Origin of the sequence: Variovorax sp. DAIF25 (assembly GCF_050711835.1) — a bacterium.
Lineage (GTDB): Bacteria > Pseudomonadota > Gammaproteobacteria > Burkholderiales > Burkholderiaceae_C > Variovorax.
The window spans coordinates 1,435,704-1,455,541 of record NZ_CP136636.1 but is presented as its reverse complement, the minus strand read 5'-3'; the positions used below and the strand labels follow the sequence as shown (position 1 = coordinate 1,455,541).

The window sequence follows — 19,838 nt, the reverse complement described above, 5'->3', positions numbered from 1 at the left end:
GTGCACGAGGAGCGCAGCGGCGGTGCGGCCGGTTCCACGGCCGTGTCCAGGCGCGCGTCGATGGGGTACTCCCCGCAGCGAAATCAAGGAGGAGGCCGAAGGCCGGGGGACATTCGCGGAGGGGAGTACCCCATCGGCGCGTGCCCGCCCCGAACAAGACATCGAACGAGCTTTCATGCCGCAGCAATCATGTCGTACACCTCGTCCTCGGTGGCCCCACCCGGCAACTCTCCCACCTTCTTCCGGTCACGCAGCACCACGATGCGATGCGCGACCCGCACCACCTCGCTCATCTCGGAAGAAATGAAGATCACCGCCATCCCCGCTCGCGCGAGCCGCAGGATCTCTTCCATGATTTCCTGCTTGGCCGCCACGTCGATGCCGCGCGTGGGCTCGTCGAGGATCAGGATGCGCGGCTCGGTCGCGAGCCAGCGCGCGATCATGGCCTTCTGCTGATTGCCGCCCGAGAGCAGGCCGATGGGGGTTTCGACACTCGCCGTCTTGATGCCCAGCGAGGCCACGAAGCGCTCGGCCATCGCCGTCTGCTCGGCATGCGAGAGGAACTTGCGCGTGCCCAGCCGTGCCTGCAACGCGAGCGCGATGTTCTCGCGCACCGACAGTTCGGCCACGATGCCGTCGGTCTTGCGCTCCTCGGGACACAGCGCCAAGCCCTCGCGGATCGCATCGGCCGGGTTCGAGAAGCTCAGCGTGCGGCCCTCGATCTTCAACACCCCGCGGTCGGGCGTCTCGAGCCCGAACAACAGCCGCGCCAGTTCCGTGCGGCCCGCGCCCAGCAGGCCCGCGATGCCGACCACCTCGCCGGCGCGCACGCGCAGGTCGGTCGGTTGCAGCTGGCCGGCCTGTGCCAGCCCCTCGATCTGCAGCAGCGCGGGGGCCGTCTCGTCGAAGGCCGGCAACGCCGCGGGCCGCGCCGACTGCGCCGCCAGCTCGCGCCCGAGCATCGCCGCGATCAGCGCCTGCGGTCCCAGGTCCGCCGCCCTCCATTCGCCCACCCAGTGGCCGTTGCGCAGCACCGTGATGCGATCGGACACCGCGTACATCTGGTTGAGGAAGTGCGTCACGAAGACGATCGCCATGCCCTCCGCGCGCAGCCGCCGCAGCACCTCGAACAGCTTCTCGACCTCGTCGTCGTCCAGGCTCGAGGTCGGCTCGTCGAGGATCAGCACCTTCGACGACACCCCGAGCGCGCGCGCGATCGCCACCATCTGCTGCACCGCCACCGAATAGCTCGACAGCAAGCGCGTCACGTCGATCTCGAGCCCGATGCGCGCGAGCAGTTCCTCCGCGCGGCGGTTCACCGCGCGCCAGTCGATGCGAAAGCCCTGCAGCGCGCCGCGGCGCGGATAGCGGCCCGCGAACACGTTCTCGGCCACCGACAGGTTCGGGCACAGGTTCACTTCCTGGTAGACCGTGCTGATCCCGAGCTTCTGCGCATCGAGCGGCGAGGCCGGATGGATCGCCTGCCCGTCGAGGAACATCTCGCCGCCGCTCGAGGGCAGCACGCCCGTCAGCACCTTGATCAGGGTCGACTTGCCCGCGCCGTTCTGCCCCATCAGCGCATGCACCTCGCCCGGGTACAGCTTGAGCTGCACGTCGTCGAGCACGGCGATGCCGCCGAACTGCTTGCGGATGCCGCGCAGCGCGAGCACGGGCAGGGGCGCGGAGATCGCTGATTCGGTCATGGGCTATTTGTTCTTGTTGTAGACGTCGATGAACACCGCCGCCAGCAGCACCAGCCCCTTGATCACCTGCTGGTAGTCGATGCCGATGCCGAGGATCGACATGCCGTTGTTCATCACGCCCATGATGAAGGCGCCGATCACCGCACCCATCACCTTGCCCACGCCGCCCGAGGCCGAGGCACCGCCGATGAAGCAGGCCGCGATCACGTCGAGCTCGAAGCCCAGGCCGGCCTTGGGCGTGGCGGTGTTGAGCCGGGCCGCGAACACCAGGCCCGCGAGCGCCGCCAGCGCGCCCATGTTCACGAAGGTGAGGAAGGCCAGGCGCTGCGTCTTCACGCCCGACAGCCGCGCCGCCTTCTCGTTGCCGCCCAGCGCATAGATGCGCCGGCCGATGGTGGTGCGGTTGGTGACGAAGTCGTAGGCCACGATCAGCACCGCCATCACGATCAGCACGTTGGGCAGGCCCTTGTAGGTGGCCAGCAGGTAGCTGAAGAACAGGATGATGGCCGCGAAGAACAGGTTCTTCACGAGGAAGAAGGCATAGGGCTCCTGCGCCATGCCGTGCGCCGCGAGCTTCGCGCGGCCGCGCAGCTTGAAGAAGACCAGCGCCACCGCGGCCAGCGCGCCCACGACCAGCGAGGTGGTGCGCAGCGCCGCGCCGCCGAGCGGGTCGGGAATGAAGCCCGAGCTCAGGCGCTGGAAGGCCTCGGGAAACGGCCCCACCGACTGGCCCGCGAGCAGCGCCAGCGTGAGCCCCTTGAACACCAGCATGCCCGCGAGCGTGACGATGAACGAGGGAATCTTGCGGAAGGCCACGAACCAGCCCTGCGCCGCGCCGATGAGCGCGCCCGCGAGGATGCTCACGATCGCGGTCGGCACGAAATGCCATTCGTACTCCACCATCAGCACCGCCGCCAGCGCGCCGATGAAGCCGCAGACCGAGCCCACCGACAGGTCGATGTGGCCGGCCACGATCACCAGCAGCATGCCCAGCGCCATGATCACCACGTAGCTGTTCTGCAGCAGCAGGTTCGTGAGGTTCAGCGGCCGCAGCAGGGTGCCGTCGGTCAGCACCTGGAACAGCACCATGATCGCGACCAGCGAGATCAGCATGCCGTATTCGCGCAGGTTGTTCTTGAGGAAGCCCGCGTGCAGGCCCCTGGGCTCGGCGGCCACGGCGGCGGTCACCGCCTGCGCTTCAGGCTGCGACATGGACCGTGCTCCCCGCGCGCACGATGGCGTGCATGATGCGTTCCTGCGTGGCCTCGGCGGCCGTCAATTCGGCGACGAAGCGCCCCTCGTTCATCACGTGGATGCGGTCGCACATGCCGAGCAGCTCCGGCAGTTCGGAAGAGATCATGAGAATGCCTTTGCCCTCGCGCGCGAGCCGGTCGATGATGGTGTAGATCTCGTACTTGGCGCCCACGTCGATGCCGCGCGTGGGCTCGTCGAGGATCAGCAGCTCGGGCTTCGTGAACAGCCACTTGCTCAGCACCACCTTCTGCTGGTTGCCGCCCGAGAGATTGACCACGGGCTGCTCGATGCCCGCGCAGCGGATGTTGAGCGCCTTGCGGTACTCGTTCGCCACCTGGAACTCGCGGCCCGGGTCGATCACCAGGCCGTCGGCCACCGCGTCGAGGTTCGCGAGGCTCACGTTCTTGCGGATCTCCTCCTCGAGCACCAGGCCCAGGCCCTTGCGGTCCTCGGTCACGTAGGCGATGCCGTGGTCGATCGCCTTGCGCACCGTGCTCACGTCCACCGTCTTGCCGTGCATCAGCACCTCGCCGCTGATGCGCTGACCGTAGGAGCGGCCGAACACGCTCATCGCGAGCTCGGTGCGGCCCGCGCCCATCAGGCCCGCGATGCCGACGATCTCGCCCTGGCGCACGCGCAGGCTCACGCCGTGGATCTGCTCGCGGTCGGCATGCTGCGCATGGTGCACGCGCCAGTCGCGCAGCTCGAACACCGTCTCGCCGATCTTCGGCTCGCGCGGCGGATAGCGGTGCGCCATGTCGCGCCCCACCATGCCGCGCACGATGCGGTCCTCGCTGATCGGCTGGGCGCGGCAGTCCATGGTCTCGACCGTGGCGCCGTCGCGCAGCACGGTGATCGCATCGGCCACCTTGGCGATCTCGTTGAGCTTGTGCGAGATCAGGATCGAGGCGATGCCCTGGCGCTTGAGTTCGAGCAGCAGGCGCAGCAGCGCGTCGCTGTCGGTCTCGTTGAGGCTCGCGGTGGGCTCGTCGAGGATCAGCAGGCGCACCTCCTTCGCGAGCGCCTTGGCGATCTCCACCAGCTGCTGCTTGCCCACGCCGAGGTCGGTCACCAGCGTGGTCGGCGCTTCCTTCAGGCCGACCTTGGCGAGCAGCTCGCGCGTCCTCGCATAGGCCGCGAACCAGTCGATCACGCCGCCACGCGCGATCTCGTTGCCGAGGAAGATGTTCTCGGCGATCGACAGCAGCGGCACCAGCGCGAGCTCCTGGTGGATGATGATGATGCCGAGCTTCTCGCTGTCGGCGATGCCCCGGAAGCGGCGCGGCTCGCCCTCGAACAGGATCTCTCCGTCGTACGAGTCGCAGGGGTAGACGCCGCTGAGCACCTTCATCAGCGTGGACTTGCCGGCGCCGTTCTCGCCCACCACCGCATGGATCTCGCCCGCGCGCACCGCGAGGTTGACGTTGCTCAGCGCCTTCACGCCCGGGAAGGTCTTGGTGATCCCGCGCATCTCGAGGATCGTGCCGCCGCCGTGCGCGTCGCGCTCGTTCACTTGACCTGGCTTTCCTTGTAGTAGCCGCTGTCGACCAGCACCTGCTTCCAGTTGCTGCCGTCGACGCTGACCGGCTTGAGCAGGTACGAGGGCACGACCTTGACGCCGTTGTTGTAGGTCTTGGTGTCGTTGACCTCGGGCGTCTTGCCCGAGAGCATGGCGTCGACCATCGCCACCGTGACCTTGGCGAGCTCGCGCGTGTCCTTGAACACGGTCGAGCTCTGCTCCTTGCGCAGGATCGATTTCACCGAGGGAATCTCGGCGTCCTGGCCCGACACCACCGGCATGGCCTGCGAGCCCGAGCCGTAGCCCACGCCCTTGAGCGAGGACAGGATGCCGATCGACAGCCCGTCGTAGGGCGAGAGCACCGCGTCGACGCGCTCCTTGGTGTAGAAGGCCGACAGCAGGTTGTCCATGCGCGCCTGCGCCACCGCGCCGTCCCAGCGCAGGGTGCCGACCTTGTCCATGCCCATCTGCTTGCTGCGCACCACCAGCTTGCCGCTCTTGATGTAGGGGTCGAGCACCGACATCGCGCCGTTGTAGAAGAAGAAGGCGTTGTTGTCGTCGGGCGAGCCGCCGAACAGCTCGATGTTGAAAGGCCCCTTGCCGGCCTTGAGGTCGAGCGCCTTCTCGATCGACTGCGCCTGCAGCACGCCGACCTGGAAGTTGTCGAAGGTGGCGTAGTAGTCGACGTTCTTCGAGCCCTTGATGAGCCGGTCGTAGGCGATCACCTTCACGCCCTTGTCGGCAGCCTTCTGCAGCACGTCGGACAGCGTGGTGCCGTCGATGGCCGCGATCACCAGCACCTTCGAGCCCTTGGTCACCATGTTCTCGACCTGCGCGAGCTGGTTCGGGATGTCGTCGTCGGCGTACTGCAGGTCGGTCTTGTAGCCCTTCTCCTTGAAGTACTTGACCATGTTGGCGCCATCGGCGATCCAGCGCGCCGAGGACTTGGTGGGCATCGAGATCGCGATCAGGCCCTTGTCCTGCGCCCGGGCCAGCGGCGCGATGCCGGCGGCGGCGAGCGCGAGGCCCGCCACGGCGGCCTTGAGGAGGTTGCGCTTCATGGTGGTCCTCAGTACTTGCGGTTCGGGAATTCCTTGGCGGCCACTTCCATCGGGAAGATGCCCTCCTCGGTCACGATGCGCTTGGGCAGCGTCTTGCCGGCCTTGATGTCCTTCACCGCCTGCATCAGCTGCGGGCCCAGCAGCGGGCTGCACTCGACCGAGACGTTGAGCTTGCCGGCGATCATGGCCTCGAAGGCGCCCTTCACGCCGTCGATGGAGATGATCACGATGTCCTTCGCGGGCTTGAGGCCGGCTTCCTCGATGGCCTGGATGGCGCCGATCGCCATGTCGTCGTTGTGCGCGTAGAGCACGCTGATCTTCTTGCCCTCGGCCTTGAGGAAGGCTTCCATCACCTCCTTGCCCTTGGCGCGCGTGAAGTCGCCGGTCTGCGAGCGCACGATCTTGAACTTCGGGTCGGCCTTGATGATTTCCTCGAAGCCCTTCTTGCGGTCGATGGCGGGCGCCGAGCCCACCGTGCCCTGCAGCTCGACGATGTTGACCTCGCCCTTCTGGTCCTTCATCTTCTCGACCAGCCAGCGGCCGGCCTTGCGGCCCTCCTCGACGAAGTCCGAGCCCATGAAGGTCACGTAGAGCGTGTCGTCCTTGCTGTTGACGGAGCGGTCGGTCAGCACCACCGGGATCTTGGCGGCCTTGGCCTCGCGCAGCACCGTGTCCCAGCCCGACTCGACCACGGGCGAGAAGGCGATCACGTCGACCTTCTGCGCGATGTACGAGCGGATCGCCTTGATCTGGTTCTCCTGCTTCTGCTGCGCGTCGGAGAACTTGAGCTCGATGCCGGCCTCCTTGGCCGAAGCCTTGATCGACTCGGTGTTGGCGGTGCGCCATTCGCTCTCGGCGCCGACCTGCGCGAAGCCCAGCACGAGCTTCTTCTGCGCGAGGACGGAAGCCGGCAGCAGACCGCCGAGGGCGGCGGCGGCGAGCGCGGCGTTGAGGGTGCGGCGGTTCATGGTCATGGGTCGTCTCCTGTTGTGGATGGGGGCTGCTGGTCGGAAACCTTAGGGGGACCTGGGTGCGGGTCAGGCCAGCATGTAGCCGGTCTTGACCTGCGTGTAGAACTCGGCGGCATGGCGTCCCTGCTCGCGCGGGCCGTAGCCCGAGCCCTTGCGGCCGCCGAAGGGCACGTGGAAGTCCACGCCCGCGGTCGGCAGGTTGACCATGGTCATGCCGACCTCGGCATGGCGCCTGAAATGCATCGCGTGCTTCAGCGAGTTGGTGCAGATGCCGGCGCACAGGCCGAACGGCGTGTCGTTGCATAGCGCGAGCGCATGCTCGTAGTCGGTGGCGCGCAGCACGCAGGCCAGCGGGCCGAAGATCTCCTCGCGCGCGATGCGGTGGCCGGGCTCGGCCAGGAACAGCGCCGGGCTCATGTAGTGGCCGGCGGTGGCGCGCTCCAGCGCTTCGCCGCCCCAGACATGCTCGGCCCCCTCGGTGCGCGCGATGTCGACCCAGGCGAGGTGGCCCGCGAGCCGCTCGGCGTCGGCCACCGGGCCGATCTCCACGCCGCGCTCGAGCGCATGGCCCACGCGCAGCGCCTTGAGCCGCTCGCGCAGCCGCGCCACGAAGGCGTCGTGCACCGCGGCCTCGACGATCAGCCGGCTCGAGGCCGTGCAGCGCTGGCCGGCCGAGAAGTAGGCACCCTGCACCGCGCAGTCGACCGCGCGCTCGAGGTCGGCATCGGCCAGCACCACCAGCGCGTTCTTGCCGCCCATCTCGAGCTGCACCCGGGCCCGGCGCGCGGTGGCGCCGCGCAGCACGCGCTCGCCGACGGCGGCCGAGCCGGTGAAGCTCAGCGCGTCGACGTGCGGGCTGTCGACCAGCGCCTGGCCGACCTCGCGGCCGCTGCCCATCACGAGGTTGAACACGCCCGCGGGCAGCGCGGCGCGGCTGATGATCTCGGCCAGCGCCCAGCCGCAGGCCGGCACCCGCTCGGCCGGCTTGAACACCACGCTGTTGCCGTGCGCGAGCGCGGGCGCGATCTTCCAGGCCGGCACCGCGAAGGGCGCGTTCCAGGGCGCGATCAGGCCGACCACGCCGAGCGGCTCGCGCGTGACGTCGACCTGCACGCCCGCGCGCGCCGAGGCGAGGCTCTCGCCGCCGCCGGCGCCCGCGCCGCCACGGAAGGCCTCGCCCGCGAAGAACTTGAACACCTGCCCCGCGCGCGCCACCTCGGCCACGGCCTCGGGCAGCACCTTGCCCTCCTCGCGCGCCAGCAGCAGGCCCAGCTCGTCCTTGCGCGCCAGCAGCTCGGCGCCGATGCGGTCGAGCACGTCGGCGCGGCGCTGCGGCGTGCTGTGGCTCCAGTGGGGGAAGGCGTCGGAGGCGGCGCGGATCGCCGCGTCGGTCTGGCGGCGGTCGGCCCGTGCGTACTCGGCCACCACTTCGCTGGTGTCCGAGGGATTGGTGCTCACACCGGTGGTCGCGCTGGTTTCCCAGCGGCCGTTGATGTACTGCCGCACGTTCTGATGGATCTCGCCGTGGAACACCGTGGCGCCGACCTTGTCTCTGTTGTTGTAGGGGGTGGGCGGCAGTCTAGGAATGAAACGGATATCGATCCAATCATTTTTTCGACAAAATGAATATCGATCGAGACATTCTGGAAAACCCGGGCGAACCGAGGTTCTCAACCTTCATGACGAACTACACCCATTGGTTTATCCGCGCGCGGCTCAAGACGCGCCAGCTGCTGCTGCTGGTGGCGCTGGCCGAGGAAGGCAACATCCACCGCGCCGCGCAGGTGCTCAACATGACGCAGCCGGCCGCCTCCAAGCTGCTCAAGGACCTGGAGGACGTGCTCGAGGTGCCGCTGTTCGAACGGCTGCCGCGCGGCATGCGGCCGACCTGGTACGGCGAGACCATGATCCGCCACGCGCGGGTGGCGCTCGCGAGCCTGAACCAGGCGCACGACGAGCTCACCGCGCTCAAGGCCGGCCGCTTCGGCCAGGTGAGCGTGGGCGCGATCACCGCGCCGGGCCTCACGCTGCTGCCGCCCGCGGTGGCGATGGTCAAGCGCGAGCAGCCCCACCTGCGGATCTCGCTCGAGATCGAGACCAGCCCGGTGCTGATCGAGCGGCTCGAGCAGGGCAAGCTCGACATCCTGGTGGCGCGGCTGTTCGCCGAGCACGACAAGTCGCAGCTGCGCTACGAGGCGCTGACCGAGGAGCCGGTGTGCGCGCTGGTGCGCCCCGGCCATCCGCTGCTGGGCGTGAGCGGCCTCACGCTGCGCGACGTGGTCGGCGAGGGCTGGATCGTGCCGCCGGCCGGCAGCGTGCTGCGGCACCGCTTCGAGCTGATGTTCCAGGAGGAGGGGCTGCAGCCGCCGATCAACACCATCGAGAGCTCGGCGCTGCTGTTCATCACGCGCATGCTGCAGCAGAGCGACATGGTGGCGGTGCTGGCGACCGACGTGGCGCGCTACTACGCCGCGCACGGCATCGTGTCGCTGCTGCCGCTGGACATGCCCTGCCACATGGACGCCTTCGGCATCATCACGCGCACCGACCGGCTGCTGTCGCCGGCGGCCAAGGTGATGATGAAGGCGCTGAAGACGGCGAGCCTGAGCGTCTACGGACGCAAGCTCGAGATCGACTGAGGGGCCGCCGGCCGGGCTTCAGGTCCAGCCGGCGTCGACGGTGAACTCCTGCGCCGTGCACATCCGCGCATCGTCCGAGGCCAGGAACAGCACCATGCGCGCGATGTCCTCGGGCATGAGCTTGTCGGGCAGGCACTGGTTGCGCTTCAGGGCCTGCTCGCCCTCGGCGTCGAGCCACAGCGCGACCTGGCGCTCGGTCATCACCCAGCCGGGCGAGACGGTGTTGATGCGGATGCGGTCGCGGCCCAGCTCCACCGCGAGCCCGCGCGTGAGGCCGTTGACCGAGGACTTGGCGATCGCATAGCAGGGGTAGCCCGAGCCCTTGGTCTGCCAGCCGGTGGAGCCGAGGTTGACGATCGAGCCCGCGCCCAGGCGCTTCATGCCCGGCACCACCGACTGGATCGCGAACAGCGCGGGGCGCTCGTTGATCGCCATGCGGTTGTCGTAGTAGTCGGGCGTGACCGACTCGAGCGTATGGCGGTCGTCGCTCGCGACGTTGTTGACCAGCACGGCGAAGTCGCCGAGTTCGGCCGCCGCATCGGCGATGGCGGCCTGCAGCGCGCCGATGTCGCGCACGTCGCAGGCGCGCCACCAGGGCGCCGCGTGGCCGGCCTGCGCGATGCGCTGCGCGAGCTCGGCGCTGGCGGCTTCGGCGATGTCGACGAAGGCCACCCTGGCGCCCTGCGCGGCGAAGGCCGACACGATGGCCGCGCCGATGCCGCTGCCGCCGCCCGTGACGAACACGGTGCGGCCCGAGAGACTGGGGTGGATGGCGAGGGAGGAGGAAGCGGTCAAGGAGGTCTCCGGACGGGGTGGTCTTGATGCATTGCAAATTGCATATCAATGCATACAGTTATTTTTGATTTCCGTTATCAATATGCCTTGATACGATCCGCGGCGTCAAGAAGACCCCGCCATCCGGCACACAAGAAAGAAGGCACGCGCCATGACCGCCGCAGAGACAAGCCCCCTCCCCGCGCCGACGATCCTCGGCACGCCCGAATGCATCTGGGATGCCGGCGCCAACCTCGGCGAAGGCACGCTGTGGTCGCCGCGCGAGCAGGCGCTCTACTGGATCGACATCCTCACGCCACGGCTGTTCCGCTTCCATCCCGCGAGCGGCGAGCGCCGGACCTGGCACTTCGCCGAGGAGATCACGGCCATCGCCGAGCGCGCCGCCGCCCCGGGCCTGGTGATCACGCTGCGCCGCGGCTTCGCCTTCTTCGATCCCGCGACGGCGCCCGAGAGCGAGACCGCCGCGCCTGCCTACCTGCACCAGCCCGAGCCCGAGCGCGCGGGCAACCGCTTCAACGACGGCAAGTGCGATGCGCGCGGCCGCTTCTGGGGCGGCAGCATGGACTTCGACTGCAAGGCACCCACCGGCGCGCTCTACCGCTACGACGGCGACGGCCGCTGCAGCCGGCACGACGACGGCTTCGAAGTCACGAACGGCCCGACCTGGTCGGCCGACGGTCGCACCCTGTACTTCAACAACACGGTGCTCAACCACCTCTACGCCTACGACTTCGACATGGAGGCCGGCACGGTGGCGAACCGCCGCCTCTGGCACCGCTTCCCCGCCACCGACGGCCTGCCCGACGGCATGACCACCGACGCGGCCGGCCGGCTGTGGATCGCGCACTGGGACGGCGCCTGCGTGAGCTGCCACGACCCGGTGAGCGCGCGGGAACTCGCGCGCATCGCGCTGCCCGCGGGCAACGTCACCGACTGCGCCTTCGGCGGGCCCGACCTGCGCACGCTCTACATCTCGACCGCGCGCAACGGCCGCACCGAAGCGCAGCTCGCGTCGGAACCGCTGGCCGGCGGCCTGTTCGCGGTGCGCATCGACGGCCCGGGTGTACCGGCGAGCCTGTTCGCAGGCTGACCCGACCCTGCTGGCCCCACGGGCACGGGGGATTGCAATGCCGGCGCCGCCGAGACGCCGGACAATCCCCCGCTTCGCTCCGACGGCCATGCTGCACTTCACGACCGACGACCTCCGCCCGCAGGACCGCTTCGACCACTGGTGCGAGGTGCGCGGCCGGCACCTGTTCGGCGTCACGATCGAGCTGCCGCGCGAGCGGCGCACGACCTTCGAAGGGCACTTCCTCTCCACGCCGGTCGGCGACGCGAACGCCTGCGCCAGCGTCTCCGAGCTGCGCGCCTCCTCCTACCGCGTGAGCCGCACGCGCGCCGACATCGCGCGCGTCGCGGGCCAGAGCCTGTGCATCGGCCTGCAGGTGCGCGGCCCGGGCTGGGTCAGCAGCGGCCGCGACGAAGGCCGGCTGGTGCGCGAGGGCGACCTCGTGGTCCACCATGCCGACCTGCCGTTCGAGGCCACGCCGATGCGCGGCGACGGCTTCGATTTCCGCTCGCTGCGCATACCGCTCGCGCCCGGCATGCTGCTGGGCGCGCGCGCCGACGACCTGTTCGCGGCGCCGCTCACGCGCACGGCCGCCTTCGCGCGGCCACTGATGGCGCTGTTCCGCGCGCTGACGACGCGGCCGGGCGAACTCGCGAACGCCGGGGCCGAGGTGGTGCATGCCGTGCGGCTGACGCTGCTGGCGCGCGGCCGCCTCGCGCCGGGCCTGCCCGAGAGCCGCGCCGCGCTACGCTCGGGCCTGCTGCACGCAGCGCGCGAGATCCTGCAGCGCGACCTGCGGCTGCCCGAGCTCTCGCCCTCGAGCGTCGCGCGCGAGCTGGGCATCTCGCTGCGCCAGGTGCACGTGCTGTTCGAGCCCACCGGCCGTTCGTTCGCGCGCACGCTCACGGCGCTGCGGCTCGCCGATGCCTCGCGGCTGCTGGGCGCGGCGCCGGGCCGCTCGATCACCGACATCGCCTACCTCTGCGGCTTCGACAGCCTCGCGACCTTCTACCGCGCCTTCCGCGCCGCCTATGCCATGACGCCGCGCGACGCGCGGGCGCTGGCCGACGGCCCCTGATCGTTTCGCCGCGGGGCGCCTGCGCGCAATGAGAAGACGCGGCGGCCGCGCGCGCCAATCATCGCGGCCATGTACCTGCATCCCCTCACGGCCGGCCTTCCGATGGCGGAACGGGAATGGCTGACCCGCCACAGCGAGCTGCGCTACTTCCGGCGCAACGAGACCGTGCTCGAGGCCGGCGAAGAGACCGACCGCGTCTACTGCGTGGCGAGCGGGCTGCTGCGCGTGGTGGCGCGCGGCCGCACGCCGGGCGCCGACTTCACGAGCGAGTTCATCCGCGCCGACGACTTCTTCCTCGACCTCGGGCTGCCGGAGGACCGCTACCGCTCGACGCAGGCGCTGGTCGCGGCGCTGCCCTCGTCGGTGCACCTGGTGTCGGTGGCCGCGCTGCGCGAGCTGTGCGCGCGCCGGCCCGAGATCGCGCTGCGCCTGCTGGGCCTGGTGGCGAAGCGGCTGGCCCTGCTGCGCGGACGGCTGCGGCGCGTCTCCACGCTGTCCTCGGGCGCGCTGGTGGGCCACGTGCTGCACCAGCTCACGCAGCTGGCGCCGGTGCACGCGGGCGGCTTCGACAAGCGCATCTCGCAGTCGATGATCGCCTCGTACTCGGGGCTGTCGCGCGAGGTGGTCAACAAGACCATGCGCGCCATGGAGCAGCGCGGCCTGCTGCGGCGCGACGCGCAGGCCGTGCACGTGCCCGAGGATTTCGCGCTGACGGATTTCGGCACGGTGCCCGACGACCGGCTGTCGGCGGCCTGAGCCCGGCGCCGGGCTTCAGGCGATGCCGAAGCGGTGCTCGGTGACGCTGCGGAACACCTCGCCGGGCCGCAGCACCGTGGAGGGAAATTCCGGCCGGTTCGGCGAATCGGGGAAGTGCTGCGTCTCCAGGCACAGGCCGTCGCCCTGGCGGATCGCCGCGCCGCCGCTGCCCAGCAGGCTGCCGTCGAGGAAGTTGCCCGAATAGAACTGCACGCCGGGCTCGGTGGTGTGCACCTCCATCGTGCGGCCCGAGGCCTCGTGCGCCAGCCGCGCGGCCAGCGCGAGGCCGTCGCGTTCCTGCGCGCGGTCGAGCACCCAGTTGTGGTCGTAGCCGCGCGCGATCAGCATCTGCGCATGGCCGTCGCGGATGCGATCGCCGATGGCCAGCGGCTGCCGGAAATCGAAGGGCGTGCCCTCCACCTCGGCCAGCCCGGTGGGGATCAGCGTGGCATCGACCGGGCAGTAGCGGCTGGCCGGCAGCGTGAGCCGGTGCGCCATCACGCTGCCCTGGCCCGCGAGGTTGAAGTAGTCGTGGTGGCTCAGGTTCAGCACGGTCGGCCGGTCGGTCTCGGCGCGGTAGCCGATGCGCCAGGTGTTGGCCGTGGTGCTCAGTTCGTAGCGCACCGCGAGCCGCAGCTCGCCCGGATAGCCCTCGTCGCCATGCGCGCTGACATGGCGCAGCTCGATGCCGATGCGCCCGGGCTCGCCCGGCAGCGCGTAGATGCTCCAGAAGCGCTTCCCGAAGCCCTGCGTTCCGCCGTGCAGCGAGTTCGGCCCGTCGTTGAGCGCGAGCTGGTGCGCCTGGCCGTCGAGCTCGAAGCGCCCGGCGGCGATGCGGTTGGCGAAGCGCCCGACGATGGTGCCGAAGTGCGGATGCGGCCCGAGGTAGGCCGCGAGGTCGGGCAGGCCCAGCACCACGTTGGCGGCGCGGCCCTGGCGGTCGGGCACCAGCAGCGCGGTGACGATGCCGCCGAGGTTGATCGCCTGCAGCCGCAGGCCGAGGCCGTTGTCGAGCGTGTACTCGATGACGGGCCGGCCGTCGGGCATGCGGCCGTAGCTGCGCTGGGAGATCCTCGGTTCGCTCATGGACATGCCTTCGCCTTGCGTTCGATGGGCGTCAATGTACGCGGGCCGGCAGCCCCGGCCGCCCTTCAGCGCTCGGTGCCGCGCGGCTCCGGGTACATGGCTTCGCGCGCGCAGGCCGCGGCGGCGTTCGGCCCCGCGCGGTCCTTGAGGTCGTGGAAGTCGGGCGGCTCCGCGGCCGCGGTGCGGATCTCCACGCGATGGCCGGCGCGCTGCAGTGCCTCGGCGAAACGCTCCTGCAGCGCGAAGGGCGTGTTCTCGTCCTCGCGGTTGCCGATCAGCACGATGCGGCGCGCCGGATCGGGCACCACGCCGTCGACATGGTCGAGCGGGTCGTAGAAGCGCGTGCTGCCGGTGGTGTCGGTGCGGCCGTCGCGCGAACGCCCGAGCAGGCGCGCGCGCTCGAGCAGGCCGTAGGCGCCCGAGGTCAGCACCGCGCAGGCCACGCGCGTGCGGCCCAGCGTGAGCAGCGCGGCACCCGCGGTGGCGCCGCCGCTGTGGCCGAGGATGACCAGGCGCTGGATCCGGTGGCGCTGCATCAGCGCGTCGAGCGCGGCATCGAGCGCATGGAACTCCACCGGCTGGCGGCGCTGCCGGTGGTTGCCCGAGGAACCGTAGGTGCCGGGCCGCGCGACGAAGATCCAGGGCACGCCGGCGCGGTCGCGGTTCCTCTGCGCGTCGGTGGTGCGCAGCGCCTCGGTGTTGCCCGAGATGCGCGCGGGCGGCTGGTCCATCACGGCGTCGCGGTCGCCCGAGAACTGCACGATGGCGACGCGCGCGCCCTCGATGTCGCTGCTCGCGAAATAGCGGATGCAGGCCGGCCCCTCGACCGGCTGCACCCAGAGGAAGCCGAAGCGGCCCTCGGGGCAGTTCTCGCGCACCGCGGGCTGGTTCCAGTGCAGCACCTCGTCGCCGATGGCGCGGATCGCGGGCGGGCGGATCTCGGCGCGCTGCGCGCAGGCCGCCTGCACCAGCGCCACGGCGAGCGCGCACAGCAGCACGGAGGTCGAGCGCAGGTTCATAACTTCTGCAGCAGCTCGGGGATGTCGCCGAAGTCGGAGCGGTCGCGGTCGCCCTTCACCAGCAGCAGGTCGCCGTCGCGCAGGAAGGCGCCCAGGTAGCCGGCGGCCTCGGCCGCGCTCTCGAAGTGCGGGCCCAGCATCGAGGCCGGCATCTCCTCGCGCAGCCAGCGCATCTCCTGGCCGTGCGTCACCACGTGCTCGATGCCCGAGTCCAGCAGCGGCGCCGCGAGGCTGCGGTGCATGGCCTCGGCCGCATGGTCGAGGTTGACGATGCGGCCCAGCATCGCGATGCGGCGCGCGACCGGCGCGGCGCCACTCCCGCCACCGCCCGCGCGGCCGTAGTCGCGCACGAAGGCCATCGCATTGCGCATCGACATCACCTCGGCGTTCCAGCTGTCGTCGATCAGCGTGGCCTGCACGCCGCTTTCGGTGCGCAGCGCCTGCACGTGCATCACCGAGGCCGGCAGCCGCACGCCGGGCATGCGCGCGCAGGCGGCCTCGGGGTCGAAGCCCATCGCGACCAGCGCCGCGAACGAGAGCGTGGAGTTGCGCACCAGCCCCTCGCTCGCGACCGGGAACAGGTAGGAATGGGTGCGACCGCGCAGCGCGATGTGCACGCGGCAGCCATGGCCCTCGGGCTCGGTGCCGAGCACGCGCACGTCGGCCTGCGGCCCGCGCCCCACCACCCAGACCGCGCCCGCGGTGCGCGCGGCGGCCTGCACCATCTGCAGCAGGCAGGGGATGTGGTCGGGCACGATCGCCACGCCGCCGGGCTCCAGGCCGAGGAAGATGCGCGACTTGTACTCGGCCGTCTGCTCCACGCTCACGGCCTGCCGGGTCTGCGACAGGCCGATCTCGGTGACGATCGCCACGTGCGGGCGCGCCATCAGCGAGATCGGGCCGCGGTCCATCCACAGCGAGCTCTGCGCCATCTCGAGGATGCAGACGTCGACGTCGGGCCCGAGGCTGGCCAGCATCGCCGGCACGCCGACGCGCGAGTTGTAGTTGTCGATGGTGGTGTGCACGCGCGCCTGCGCGGGCAGCAGGTCGCGCAGGATCGCGATGGTGGAGGACTTGCCCACGGTGCCGGTCACGCCGACCAGGAGGCCGCGGTAGCGCTCGCGCGCGGCGGCACCCAGCCGCAGCATGGCGCGGATCGGGTCCTCGACCTGCAGCAGCGGGAAGTCCGGAGCCAGGCCCTCGACCGGGTGCTGCACGATCGCGCCCGCGAGCTGGTCCTGCAGGCCGGGCAGCAACAGGTGGCGGTCCCAGTTGACCGTGCTGCGCGGCCGGCTGTAGCGCTCGTGCGCGGCCAGGGTCTGGTAGTCGGAGGCGACGAACAGCGCGGGCGCCGGCAGCAGCTCCATGTGCTTCGGGCCGCGCACCACCGAGCGCGCGAGCCAATCGGGCGGCGGCTCGACCAGCCACTGGCCGCGCGTGATGCGCTGCAGCGCCTCGGCGGTCCACACCGGCTCGGGCGTGGCCGAGGCGCCGGGGCGCAGCGCGAACAGCACGGGCGCGGGTCGCTCGGGCAGCGGCAGCGCCACCTGCGAGGCGCGCAGCCCGCACCACACGGGCAGGCGCTGCGCCGGCCATTCGGGCGCGGGCACGGTCTCCTCGGTTTCCTCGCCCAGGCGCGCGGGGCGGGCACTGCCGACCACCCGCACCTCGATCTGCAGCACGTCGCTGCGCAGCAGGCTGCTCGCGGGCGGCCGCAGTCCGTAGCGGTCGCGGTGGATGCGCCCCGGCTGCCAGCGGCTGGTGGGCCACATCCAGTCGCAGGGGTCGTGGTCCATGCTCTCGCCCCAGGGCGGCATGTGGGTGCTGCGCATCGGCATGGCGCGGAACTGCACGCGCAGGTCGTCGGCCACCGGTTCGACCGCGCGCCAGAACGACTCGACCCACAGCATGCGGCGGCCCGAGATCTGCGTCGGCGCGCAGCGGATGCCGAGCAGCTCGAGCGGGCCGAAGCGGATCGGCGCGATGTGGCGCGAATCGGGCGGCAGCACGTCGACCAGCCATTCGGGCCGCGGCGCGAGCAGCGGCGCGACGCGCGCGAACGCCGGCTCGGGCAGCGCGGGCACGTCGGCGGCGAGCCGCGAGGCGCGCTCGGGCGGTGCCAGCGCCAGGGTGCAGCGGCCCTCGGGCAGCACCGTCATGCGGGTGCCGAGCGCCTCGCACTGGCGCGCGAAACGCGTGGCCGCGCCGCGCGCACGCTCGTTCGCGTACTGGCGCGAGCGGCCGAAGCCCACGCCGATCGGCGTGAAGCTCAACTGCTCGACACCGCGCGGGCTCAGCGCGAGCGTGAACACGCCCGCGTCGACGAAGTCGTCGCGCACCGCCTCGAACAGCAGATCGCCCGCGTCGTGCACGATCGGCCGGCCGCGGTAGACCTCGATGCCCTGCAGCACGTGCGCCGAGGTGCCGAGCACCGCATCGGCGCCGGCATCGACGATCGCATGGCCGGCCGCGATCTCGGCCTCGGAGGGCTCGGTCTCGAGGTTGTCGCCCCAGTGCACCGCCACCAGCACCACGTCGGCCGACTCGCGCGCCTTCTCGATGCGCGGCGCGAGCAGCGCGGTCCAGGCCGCGGGCTCGTCGAGCGGCAGGTAGGCGGCGCCGGGCCGGTCGGGGCCGGCCGCGAACTGGGGCTGGGTGGCGTCGAGCGAGAACAGCGCGACGCGCACGCCGCCGGCCATCGCGAAGGCCGGGCGCAGCGCGGCCTCGAGGTCGCGGCCGGTGCCGGCCCAGGCGATGCCCGCGGCCTGCAGGTGCCACTGCTGCTCCATCAGCGCGCCCGGGCCGTAGTCGCCGCTGTGGTTGTTGGCGGTGGCGACGATGCCGATGCGCGCGGTGGTCAGCACGTCGAGCATCTCGGGCCGCGCGCGGAAGTAGTAGGAACCGGCCTCGCCCTTCTCCACGCCCTGCTCGCCGGTGGTGGCGACCACGCATTCGAGGTTGACGATGCGCAGGTCGGCCTCGCGCAGCGCGGGGATGCCGCTGAGCATGCGGCGCGCGCCGCCGAGCTCGAGGCGCCGGTAGTGCAGGCGGCGGCCGAGGTTCACGTCGCCGCCGAAGGCGACGGTGCCGGTGCGCGCCGCGGGCGTGTCGGCCGGCACCGGCACGGCGGCGGCCTGCGGCGCGAACGACGGCGCGGGCAGCTCGCCGCCCTCGCGCGCCTTCAGCAGCCGGTGGTAGGCGACATAGCCCGACAGGTAGTGCTCCACGTCGTCGATGCGCACGCGGAAGCTGTGGTGCTTGATGAAGAACGAGCCCGCGATGCGGTCGGGATGGCGGAAGAACATCGCGAGCTCGGGCCAGAAGTGGCCGTTCGCGAGGTAGCGCGCGCGGTGCTCGAGCGCGCGCTCGAACTTGTCGCGGTCCAGGCCCTCGAGCAGGTGGCGCAGCGCGGGATCGGCCTCGATGCGCAGCACCATCTCGCGCGCGGCCATCATCAGTTCGAGCAGGGTCGGGAAGGTGGTGATGCGCTCGCGCACGAAGTCGAGGTAGTCGGCCACGTTGCGCAGCCCGAACTGGTAGTAGCGCAGCGCGGGCCGGTGGCGCGTGAGCTCGTTGACGCAGTAACTGAGCCAGTGGTCGTGCGCGCGCCAGTGCTCGGCGGCGATGAAGTGGTCGAAGGCCTTCTCGACCATCGCGAGCCAGCGCGGATCGCGCGTGAGCCCATACAGCCGCATCAGGCCGAACGCGGCCTCGCCGTCGTAGTAGATGACGCGGAAGGCCTCCTTCACCGCGAGGCTGGGCCGGTGCAGCACGTGCACGAAGCGGCCGGTCTCGGGGTCCTGCATGTGGCGGATGCCGAGCGCGAGCAACTCGAGCAGCGGCAGGAAGCGGCGGTCGCCGGTCAGTTCGGTGTACTTGACGAAGGCCAGCAGGCAGACCGCGTTGCCGCCGAGCTTGACCTCGTGCGCCACGTCGACCAGGAAGGCCGCGCGGCTGCCGTCGGGCAGCACCGCGGGCCGGATCAGCGAGCCCGCGAGAAAGGCCAGCGAGCGGTCGATGGCCTCCTTCTGCGCCGCGTCGCGCGTGAGCTCCCAGGCCTCGAGCAGCGCATAGGTCGAGCTCGCATGCCGCAGCGTGTTGTAGGTCGGGATGGCGCGGTCGAAGCAGGGGAACCAGCCGTAGTGGAACTCGCCCGTGGGCTTGACCTGCGCCGCGAGGTAGCGGCTGGCGTCCTCGACCATGCGGCGCACCGGCGCGGCGCTCCAGTCGTCGAGGCGACGCAGGTGGGCCTCCTGTCCCTCGGGGACGATCGGCCAGGCGCCCTCGGCATCGACGTAGACGGCGCGCGTGGTGAAGCACCACACAGGCACGGCGTCGTCGTCGGGAAAGTCGAGCTCCTTGCCGAAGCGGCGCCGGGTGTGCAGCCGCAGGTTGCCGGGGTTGGGCTGGCAGTGGTCCACGCTGCCGTCGTAGAAGACCGCGCTGCCGTTGGCCTCGGGCGCGAGCAGCGCGAACTCGAAGCGGCTGTCGAAGGACACGCCCTGCTGGAAGTAGTTGCGCCGCGTCTTCGCGAGCAGTTCCTTGAACTCGCCCCAGTTCATCGGCAGCACGTGCTCGACCAGTTCCGCGCGCAGCCGCTGCGGCGGCCGCTCGCCGCGCTGCGCGGCATCGGCCAGCGCCTCGGCCGCTTCCTCCCAGGCCTGCGCGGCATCGGCGCCGCGGCCCGAGACCACGCGCGCGCGGCTGCCGCCCTCGCCGATCGCGAGAAACACCACGCTGCCGGTGACCGGCGTGGCCGGCGGCAGCGCGGGCAGCACGCCCTCGGGACCCGCCAGTGCCTGCCTGGCGCGGTTCAGGAGTTCGGCGAGAGAAAGGGTCGATTCGGGCATGCGAGAAAGGAGGAAGACCCCGCCAGCGGCAGGCCGCG

14 protein-coding genes are annotated in these 19,838 nt (G+C 70.9%); 4 read left to right on the top strand and 10 right to left on the bottom strand.

What is annotated here, in order from left to right:
* Positions 1-173: 173 nt before the first annotated feature.
* From R0232_RS06625 to R0232_RS06600, 6 genes are all read right to left on the bottom strand, one after another.
* Complete coding sequence (locus tag R0232_RS06625) at positions 174-1,703, bottom strand: sugar ABC transporter ATP-binding protein (RefSeq protein WP_431511616.1); 1,530 nt, start codon at positions 1,701-1,703, stop codon at positions 174-176.
* Between the two features lie 3 nt (positions 1,704-1,706).
* Positions 1,707-2,915: a multiple monosaccharide ABC transporter permease gene (mmsB, locus tag R0232_RS06620; protein WP_431511615.1), complete on the bottom strand. Its 1,209-nt coding sequence runs from the start codon at positions 2,913-2,915 to the stop codon at positions 1,707-1,709.
* Entirely contained in the window at positions 2,902-4,428 is a 1,527-nt protein-coding gene (gene mmsA / locus R0232_RS06615; protein WP_431512869.1) for a multiple monosaccharide ABC transporter ATP-binding protein, read from the bottom strand. Before mmsA ends, mmsB begins: the two co-directional genes overlap by 14 nt.
* Before the next feature lie 38 nt (positions 4,429-4,466).
* On the bottom strand, positions 4,467-5,537 hold the full coding sequence (gene chvE / locus R0232_RS06610) for a multiple monosaccharide ABC transporter substrate-binding protein (RefSeq protein WP_208514067.1): 1,071 nt from the start codon (positions 5,535-5,537) through the stop codon (positions 4,467-4,469).
* Between the two features lie 8 nt (positions 5,538-5,545).
* Positions 5,546-6,511, bottom strand: a complete 966-nt coding sequence (locus R0232_RS06605; RefSeq protein WP_208514068.1) for an ABC transporter substrate-binding protein — start codon at positions 6,509-6,511, stop codon at positions 5,546-5,548.
* 63 nt (positions 6,512-6,574) lie between these two features.
* Positions 6,575-8,041: an aldehyde dehydrogenase family protein gene (locus tag R0232_RS06600; RefSeq protein ID WP_431511614.1), complete on the bottom strand. Its 1,467-nt coding sequence runs from the start codon at positions 8,039-8,041 to the stop codon at positions 6,575-6,577.
* A gap of 146 nt (positions 8,042-8,187) precedes the next feature.
* On the opposite strand from R0232_RS06600, the gene R0232_RS06595 reads away from it, so the two are divergent.
* Positions 8,188-9,147: a LysR family transcriptional regulator gene (locus tag R0232_RS06595; protein ID WP_093353629.1), complete on the top strand. Its 960-nt coding sequence runs from the start codon at positions 8,188-8,190 to the stop codon at positions 9,145-9,147.
* A gap of 18 nt (positions 9,148-9,165) precedes the next feature.
* On the opposite strand, the gene R0232_RS06590 is transcribed toward R0232_RS06595, so the two are convergent.
* Positions 9,166-9,942, bottom strand: coding sequence for an SDR family NAD(P)-dependent oxidoreductase (locus tag R0232_RS06590; protein ID WP_296781355.1), 777 nt, complete (start codon positions 9,940-9,942; stop codon positions 9,166-9,168).
* Between the two features lie 151 nt (positions 9,943-10,093).
* On the opposite strand from R0232_RS06590, the gene R0232_RS06585 reads away from it, so the two are divergent.
* The 3 genes from R0232_RS06585 to R0232_RS06575 all read left to right on the top strand — a co-directional run bounded on the left by R0232_RS06585 (position 10,094) and on the right by R0232_RS06575 (position 12,845).
* Positions 10,094-11,032 (top strand): SMP-30/gluconolactonase/LRE family protein, encoded by a 939-nt coding sequence (locus R0232_RS06585; RefSeq protein WP_431511613.1) that lies wholly within the window; start codon positions 10,094-10,096, stop codon positions 11,030-11,032.
* A gap of 88 nt (positions 11,033-11,120) precedes the next feature.
* Positions 11,121-12,089, top strand: coding sequence for a helix-turn-helix transcriptional regulator (locus tag R0232_RS06580; RefSeq protein ID WP_431511612.1), 969 nt, complete (start codon positions 11,121-11,123; stop codon positions 12,087-12,089).
* 69 nt (positions 12,090-12,158) lie between these two features.
* Complete coding sequence (locus R0232_RS06575) at positions 12,159-12,845, top strand: Crp/Fnr family transcriptional regulator (protein WP_431511611.1); 687 nt, start codon at positions 12,159-12,161, stop codon at positions 12,843-12,845.
* 15 nt (positions 12,846-12,860) lie between these two features.
* Here the strand turns inward: R0232_RS06575 and R0232_RS06570 are convergent, their stop codons facing one another.
* The 3 genes from R0232_RS06570 to R0232_RS06560 form a co-directional block, all read right to left on the bottom strand.
* On the bottom strand, positions 12,861-13,931 hold the full coding sequence (locus tag R0232_RS06570; RefSeq protein WP_431511610.1) for an aldose epimerase family protein: 1,071 nt from the start codon (positions 13,929-13,931) through the stop codon (positions 12,861-12,863).
* Positions 13,932-13,996: 65 nt separating this feature from the next.
* Entirely contained in the window at positions 13,997-14,950 is a 954-nt protein-coding gene (locus R0232_RS06565; protein WP_093353614.1) for an alpha/beta hydrolase family protein, read from the bottom strand.
* Complete coding sequence (locus tag R0232_RS06560; protein ID WP_431511609.1) at positions 14,947-19,800, bottom strand: CapA family protein; 4,854 nt, start codon at positions 19,798-19,800, stop codon at positions 14,947-14,949. The genes R0232_RS06565 and R0232_RS06560 overlap by 4 nt, the downstream gene beginning before the upstream one ends.
* Positions 19,801-19,838: the final 38 nt, after the last annotated feature.

Coding starts and splice junctions, on each gene's coding strand:
- R0232_RS06625 (WP_431511616.1), bottom strand. CDS start 1,703: ATGACCGAATCAGCGATCTCCGCGCCCCTGCCCGTGCTCGCGCTGCGC.
- mmsB (WP_431511615.1), bottom strand. CDS start 2,915: ATGTCGCAGCCTGAAGCGCAGGCGGTGACCGCCGCCGTGGCCGCCGAG.
- mmsA (WP_431512869.1), bottom strand. CDS start 4,428: ATGCGCGGGATCACCAAGACCTTCCCGGGCGTGAAGGCGCTGAGCAAC.
- chvE (WP_208514067.1), bottom strand. CDS start 5,537: ATGAAGCGCAACCTCCTCAAGGCCGCCGTGGCGGGCCTCGCGCTCGCC.
- R0232_RS06605 (WP_208514068.1), bottom strand. CDS start 6,511: ATGACCATGAACCGCCGCACCCTCAACGCCGCGCTCGCCGCCGCCGCC.
- R0232_RS06595 (WP_093353629.1), top strand. CDS start 8,188: ATGACGAACTACACCCATTGGTTTATCCGCGCGCGGCTCAAGACGCGC.
- R0232_RS06585 (WP_431511613.1), top strand. CDS start 10,094: ATGACCGCCGCAGAGACAAGCCCCCTCCCCGCGCCGACGATCCTCGGC.
- R0232_RS06580 (WP_431511612.1), top strand. CDS start 11,121: ATGCTGCACTTCACGACCGACGACCTCCGCCCGCAGGACCGCTTCGAC.
- R0232_RS06575 (WP_431511611.1), top strand. CDS start 12,159: ATGTACCTGCATCCCCTCACGGCCGGCCTTCCGATGGCGGAACGGGAA.
- R0232_RS06570 (WP_431511610.1), bottom strand. CDS start 13,931: ATGAGCGAACCGAGGATCTCCCAGCGCAGCTACGGCCGCATGCCCGAC.
- R0232_RS06565 (WP_093353614.1), bottom strand. CDS start 14,950: ATGAACCTGCGCTCGACCTCCGTGCTGCTGTGCGCGCTCGCCGTGGCG.
- R0232_RS06560 (WP_431511609.1), bottom strand. CDS start 19,800: ATGCCCGAATCGACCCTTTCTCTCGCCGAACTCCTGAACCGCGCCAGG.